Genomic DNA, 6,391 nt, shown 5'->3' with positions numbered 1-6,391 from the left:
CCGCAGCCGGCGCCGCTGGCGGCGCCCGCCCGCGGCGGGGTCGTGGACGGCGACGCCGCGGCCGACCCGCAGGCCGCGGTGGCCTTCGCCGAGCAGGCCGGCTGGCCACTGCTGGCCGAGCCGCAGAGCGGCGCCCGCCAGGGCCCGAACGCCATCACCACCTACGGTTACCTGCTGGCCCACCCGGGCTTCCGGGCCCTGGCGGCACCGGAGTTGGTGGTCAGTGTCGGCAGGCCCGGCGTGAACCTCGCCCTCCTCAACTTCCTCGGCTCCGCCCCACGACTCGTCGTGGTCGACCCCGGGAACGACTGGGCGGACCCGGCCCGCACCGCCACCGCGGTCGTGTCGCGGCTGGGCGCGCCCGAACAGCCGGAGAGCGACCCGGACTGGCTGCGGCTGTGGCAGCACGCGGACAAGGCGGCGCTGGAGACCCTGGACCGCACCCTTGACGAGGGCGGCCTGACAGAGGCCCGCCTGGCCCGTGACCTGACGGCCGCACTGCCCTCGGGCTCGCTGCTGTTCGCCGGGTCCAGCATGCCGGTGCGGGACGTGGAACGCACCATGCGCCCGCGATCCGACCTCCGCGTGCTCGCCAACCGGGGCCTGAGCGGCATCGACGGCGCCGTCTCCAGTGCGGTCGGCGCCGCACACGCCCACCAGGAGCACAACGCGGGCCGTGCGGTCGCGCTGCTGGGTGACCTGTCCCTGCTGCACGACCAGAACGGCCTGCTCACCGGGGCCGCACCGGAACGGCCCGACCTGACTCTCGTGGTGATCAACAACGATGGCGGCGGCATCTTCTCGATGACTCCCCGCACCACGTCGGCCGAGTGCTTCGAGGCCGTCTTCGGTACCCCGCACGGCGTGCGGGTGGCCGACGTCGCCCGCGCCGCCGGCTGGCCGTGCACCGTGGCCCGGTCCGTGGCGGAGGTCCTGGCGGCGGTGCGCGAGGGCGGCCCGCGGCTCGTCGAGGTGATCACCGACCGGGAGGCCAACGGCGCCTTCCACCGGGCCCTGGCCGAGGCGGTGATGGAGAGCGTGACGGAAGTGCTGACCCGGACCGCGGCCGGCTCGGCCGCGACCACGGACTGACCGGCCGTGGCACCGGCGCGCGCGTGGCGCGGCAACCCCTGGGCCGTGCTGACCGTCGTGTCCGTGGGGTACTTCATGCCCCTGCTGGATCTGACCATCGTCAACATCGCCATCCCGGACCTGGTGTCCGACCTCGGCATGTCCCTCGACCAGATCCTGTGGGTCGTCAACGGCTACACCCTGGCGCTGGCCGCCCTGCTCATCACCGCAGGGCGCATCGGCGACCTGCGCGGTCCGCGGCTCGCCTTCGCCGCCGGGACGGCCCTGTTCACCGCGGCCTCGGTGGCCTGTGCCCTGGCTCAGGACCCGGCGCAGCTGATCGCGTTCCGTACGGTCCAGGGCATCGGGGCCGCGGTCCTGATCCCGCAGACCCTGACCATCCTGGCGCACACCTTCCCGCCCGAACGGCGGGGCACCGCCTTCGGCATCTGGGGCGCGGTGGCGGGCCTCGCCGCGATCGCCGGGCCGACGCTCGGCGGGCTGCTGGTCACCGCCTTCGGCTGGCGCTGGATCTTCCTCATCAACCTGCCCATCGGCATCGTGGTGCTCGCCGGGACCTTCGCCGTGGTCGACGAGATGCGCGAGCCCCACCCCCGGCGGCTCAACCCCCTCGGGGTGCTGCTGTGCACGCTGGCCTTCACGGCGCTGTGCTACGGGCTCGTCGAGGGGCAGCGCTACGACTGGGGCACCATCACGTCGTTCGTGAGCATCCCCCTGGTGCTGGCCGCGGGCGTGGTGCTGCTGGCGCTGTTCCTGTGGGCACAGGCCCGCGTCCAGGACCGCGATCCGCTCATCCCGTTCGCGCTGTTCAAGGACCGCGAGTACGCGTTGATGAACGTCGTCGGCGGCGCCGTCAACGTCGGGATGCTCGGCTTCCTGCTGCTGTTCAACATCTACCTCCAGGCCGCCCTGGGCATGAGCGCGCTGCGGGCCGGGCTCACCCTCGCCCCGGCCGCCCTGGTGTCGATGCTGCTGGCGCCGCTCACCGGGAGACTGACCGACAGGGTCGACGGGCGCTGGATCCTGTTCGGGGGGCTCCTGCTGTTCGCCGCCGGCATGGCGTGGATGGCCGCCGTCGCGACGACCGGCTCGGCCTGGTACACGTTCCTGCCCCCGCTGGTCGTCGCGGGCGTCGGCATGGGCGGCACTTTCGCTCCGATGCCGGCCATCGCGATGCACGGGGTGCCGCCCGAACTCAACAGCGCCGCATCCGGGGTGTTCAACTCCAACCGGCAGTTCGGCTCCGTCCTCGGCACCGCGGCGGTCGGGGCGCTGCTGCAGAGCCGGCTCGCCGCCGCGGTCGGCGAACGGGCCACGGAGCGGGCGCGCTCGCTGCCGGCCGGCTACCGCGCGCCGTTCACCGCCGCCCTGCGGCGCGCCGCCGACAGCGCCATCGAGGCCGGGGGCGACGGCTCCTCCCTCGCGGCCCCGCCCGGTGTCCCCCGGGCGGCGGTCTCTCAGCTGCGCGAGGCGGGGAAGTACGCGATGGCCCACGGGCTCCTGGACGCCGTACAGCAGACCGTCGTCCTGCCCGTCGCGATGACCGCGCTCGCTGCTGTGTGCTGCCTGGCCGTGCGCCCCGCCGCGCGCCGTGTGAAGGATCCCGACGACCTCCGAGTGGAAGTGACCTCCGTATGAACGACACGCACAAGGCATCCGCCCCCGCACCGGCGCCCGACGCACAGCGTGCTCTGCTGGGCGTGCTCACCGGTTCCTGGACCGCGCAGGCGCTGTACGCGATCACCGCCCTCGGCATCCCGGACCTGCTCGCCGACGGACCCCTGCCGGCCGCTCGCATCGCCCGCGACTGCGACGCCGACGCCGACGCGGTGCACCGCGCGCTGCGCGCCCTGGCGTCATCGGGCCTGCTGGAGCAGGAGGGTGAGGACGTCTTCGCCCTGACGCCGGCCACGGCGTTGCTGCGGTCGGACGCGCCGCGCTCGCTGCGCGAGACCACGCTCATGCTCGGCGAAGAGGTCTTCCGCTCCCTCGGCGGGCTGGTGGAGGCGCTGCGCACCGGGACCCCGGCCTTCGACCACGTGCACGGCACGTCCATGTACAGCTACCTGCGGGAACGCCCCGACGTCGCGCACACCTTCAATGCCGCGCTCGGCAGCCGCGCCGCGGTCCCGGCTGCCTGGGCGGCAGTCGACCTGACCGGCGTCGCAACCCTGGTGGACGTCGGCGGCGGCAACGGCAACCTGCTGGCAGAGGTGCTGACCGCACGACCGGTCCTGCGCGGTGTTCTCCTGGAGCTGTCCGAGGCGATCGCCCAGGCCCGCACCCGCTTCGCCGAGGCCGGACTCGCCGACCGGGTGACGCTGGTCGAGGGGAGCTTCTTCGCACGGGTGCCGCCGGGCGGCGACCTCTACGTCCTCTCCCGCTGCCTGCACAACTGGAGCGACGACCGGGCGCTGGACATCCTGCGGACGGTACGGGCGGAACTGACCGTCGGCGGGCGGCTGGTGGTCCTGGAGAAGGTCGTCCCCGCGGGCCCGGGGCCGAGCCCTGCCAAACTGTACGACCTGCTGATGCTGACCATGGTCGAGGGCCGCAACCGTACGGCGGCGGAATACCGGGCGCTGGCCGAAAAGGCCGGGTTCCAGACCGTCTCCGTGCATCCAGCACCGGCCACCGACCCGTTGGGAGAAAGTGCACTGGAATTCACTGCCGCGTAAGCGAATCCGGCTGCGCCGCTCGTCGGCGGCCGTCTGACCGCCGGTCAAGTACCGGTTGAAAATCAACTTCTCCGGCGCTTTACCGAACCCCGTGCATAGTTCCAGCGGGATCTCATTATGTACCAGTCAGTACTCCGTAATCTTTGCCTTATCGTTCGATATCGGCTGGTACAGTTCCTGACATGACCCAAGAACGCGCACTGGTGCACGTCAGGGAATGGGAGGAAGCCGCTCGGGAGCGGTTACCCTCACCTGTTTGGGACTATCTGTCAGGCGGCAGCGGCGACGAATCCGCCGTCCACGCGAACCAGACCGTACTCGACCGACTGTGGCTGCGGCCCAGCGTGCTGACCGGCGTGTCCCGACCGGATCCGGCCACCACCCTGCTGGGCCGCCGGCTCCGACTGCCGCTGGGCATCGCCCCGATGGCCCACCACCGCCTGTTCCACCCGGAGGGTGAGACGGCCACCGCCCGCGGCGCGGGCGCCGTCGGCGCCCTCTTCGTCGCGAGCATCTTCGCCAACCGCACCCTGGAGGAGATCGCCGGGCACAGCGCCGGTCCGCTCTGGCTCCAGCTGTACTGGCTCCGCCGGCGCGACCAGTTGGAGAAGCTGGTGGCCCGGGCCGAGGAAGCCGGATTCGCGGCACTCGTCCTCACCGTCGACGCGCCCGTCGTCGCCCGCAGACCGCGCGACATCCGCAACGGCTTCACCGTGCCCCGCCAGGTGCGCGCGGTCAACCTGGACGAAGCCGTGACGGCCGGCGTGCACCGGGCCACCACGGGAGTCTCCGCGCTGGCCGCGCACTCCGAGGAACAGTTCGACACGACGATCACCTGGCGCGACCTGGAATGGCTGCGCGGGCGCACCGGTCTCCCGCTCGTGCTGAAGGGGATCCTGACGGCCCAGGACGCCGTGAGGGCCGTCGAGCACGGCGTCGACGGCGTGGTGGTCTCCAACCACGGCGGACGGCAACTGCCCGGTGCCGTACCGGCGGTCGCCGCGCTGCCCGAGATCGCCGCGGCCGTGGCCGGCCGGTGCGCCGTCCTCGTCGACGGGGCGTTCCGCCAGGGCGGCGACGTCCTCAAGGCCCTCGTGCTCGGCGCGCACACCGTGCTCGTCGGCCGTCCCGCCCTGTGGGGGCTGACGTGCAAGGGTGCTGACGGGGTCGCCGAGGTGCTCGGGCTGCTCGGTGCCGAGCTGACCGAGGCTATGCTGCTCTGCGGCCTGGACAGACCGGCCGACGCCGACTCCTCCCTGCTGTGTTTGCCCCACGCGGGCCTCCAGCGACCGGCGCCCCTGGGGCGCCCGTCCCCGGCCCTGCGGTGACGCACCCTCGGCACCACCTGACCCGACAGCGCGTTGCGTCATCGGCAACGCGGTTACGTACACCACGTAGGCCCACGGGGGAAGCACACCCATGCGTATCAGCCATGAGGTCAGCCAGCTCTTCGTCCGCCGCCGGGAAGCGATGGGACTGACACAGGAGGACCTGGCCCGACTCAGCGGACTCAGCGTCCGCATGATCAGCGATCTGGAACGCGGCCGGACCCGCAAGCCGCACCCGCGCTCCCTCCAACTCCTCACCAAGGCTCTCGGACTGGACAAGCAGGCACTGGACCGGCTGGTCGAGGAACAGGCGCGCGCCGCCGACCCCCTCATCCCGGCGCAGCGCACGTCCGAGCCCGCCGTCGGCCCGGTCGTCGTCCCGCAGCAACTCCCCATGACGCCACGCCACTTCGCCGGACGAAAGCGCGAACTGCTGGCACTGGACACGCTGGTGGAACAACAGGAGACCACGCCCGGCCTGGCCGTGGTCAACGGCCACCCGGGAGTGGGCAAGACAGCCCTGGTCGTGCGCTGGGCCCATCAGCTCACCGACCGCTTCCCCGACGGACGGCTCTACGTCGACCTGCACCGCAACCACAACGAGCCGCTCACCCCGGGCGAGGCGATCCGAGACTTCCTGCACGCACTGGGCGTGCCGGGCACGCGGATCCCCGGCGGGCTGCACGCCCAGTCGGCGCTGCTGCGCAGCGTGCTGGCGAACAAGCGGGTGCTGATGGTGCTCGACGACGCCGAGGACACGGAACAGGTCACCCCGCTGCTGCCGGGCACGCCCGGCTGCGTCGCGGTCGTCACGAGCCAGCACAAGCTCACCTCGCTGGTGGCCCACCACGGCGCGCAGACCATCGGTCTGGACGTCCTCCCCTTCGACGACGCACGGGCATCGCTGGAGCGGCTCCTCGGCCGCCGCCGGGTGGCTGCCGAGGAGGAGGCCACGACCCGGCTGATCGAGCTGTGCCGGCGCTCCCCGGGGACGCTCTCGGTGGTCGCGGCGCACGCTGCCCTGCACCCCGGGCTGCGGCTGACGACCCTGCTCGCGCAGATGCCGGACCACTCCCTGCCCCCGCTGACCGACCCGAACCTGCCCGGCCGCGCCACCGCGAACTGCTGACCGGAGCCCGGCGCGCACGACGCCGGGCTCCGGTCGGTGCCGCCCACCGGCCGCAGTCGCGGCTACACGCTGGTCAGCAGGCCGGCGAAGCGCAGCCCCAGCCACGGCCGGCGCCCGCCCGCCACCAGCCGCCCGCGCAGCACCTGGCCCCACTGGCCCGTGCG

5 protein-coding genes are annotated in these 6,391 nt (G+C 72.9%); all 5 read left to right on the top strand.

The window, feature by feature from the left end; all coding sequences use genetic code 11:
• A partial coding sequence (locus tag AB0H32_RS45820) for a thiamine pyrophosphate-dependent enzyme (RefSeq protein WP_361134885.1) occupies nucleotides 1-1,092 on the top strand: 1,092 nt, incomplete at its 5' end.
• A 6-nt stretch (nucleotides 1,093-1,098) separates the two neighbouring features.
• On the top strand, nucleotides 1,099-2,730 hold the full coding sequence (locus tag AB0H32_RS45815; protein WP_361134882.1) for a DHA2 family efflux MFS transporter permease subunit: 1,632 nt from the start codon (nucleotides 1,099-1,101) through the stop codon (nucleotides 2,728-2,730).
• Nucleotides 2,727-3,770, top strand: coding sequence for a methyltransferase (locus AB0H32_RS45810; protein WP_361134879.1), 1,044 nt, complete (start codon nucleotides 2,727-2,729; stop codon nucleotides 3,768-3,770). Before AB0H32_RS45815 ends, AB0H32_RS45810 begins: the two co-directional genes overlap by 4 nt.
• Nucleotides 3,771-3,952: 182 nt before the next feature.
• Complete coding sequence (locus tag AB0H32_RS45805; RefSeq protein WP_361134876.1) at nucleotides 3,953-5,098, top strand: alpha-hydroxy acid oxidase; 1,146 nt, start codon at nucleotides 3,953-3,955, stop codon at nucleotides 5,096-5,098.
• A 91-nt stretch (nucleotides 5,099-5,189) separates the two neighbouring features.
• On the top strand, nucleotides 5,190-6,227 hold the full coding sequence (locus AB0H32_RS45800; RefSeq protein WP_361134873.1) for a helix-turn-helix domain-containing protein: 1,038 nt from the start codon (nucleotides 5,190-5,192) through the stop codon (nucleotides 6,225-6,227).
• The last annotated feature ends 164 nt before the right edge of the window (nucleotides 6,228-6,391 follow it).

Source organism: Streptomyces sp. NPDC020362 (genome assembly GCF_040642095.1).
GTDB lineage: Bacteria > Actinomycetota > Actinomycetes > Streptomycetales > Streptomycetaceae > Streptomyces.
Note: the sequence above shows the minus strand (reverse complement) of the source record. Positions and strands in the feature narration are given on the sequence as shown.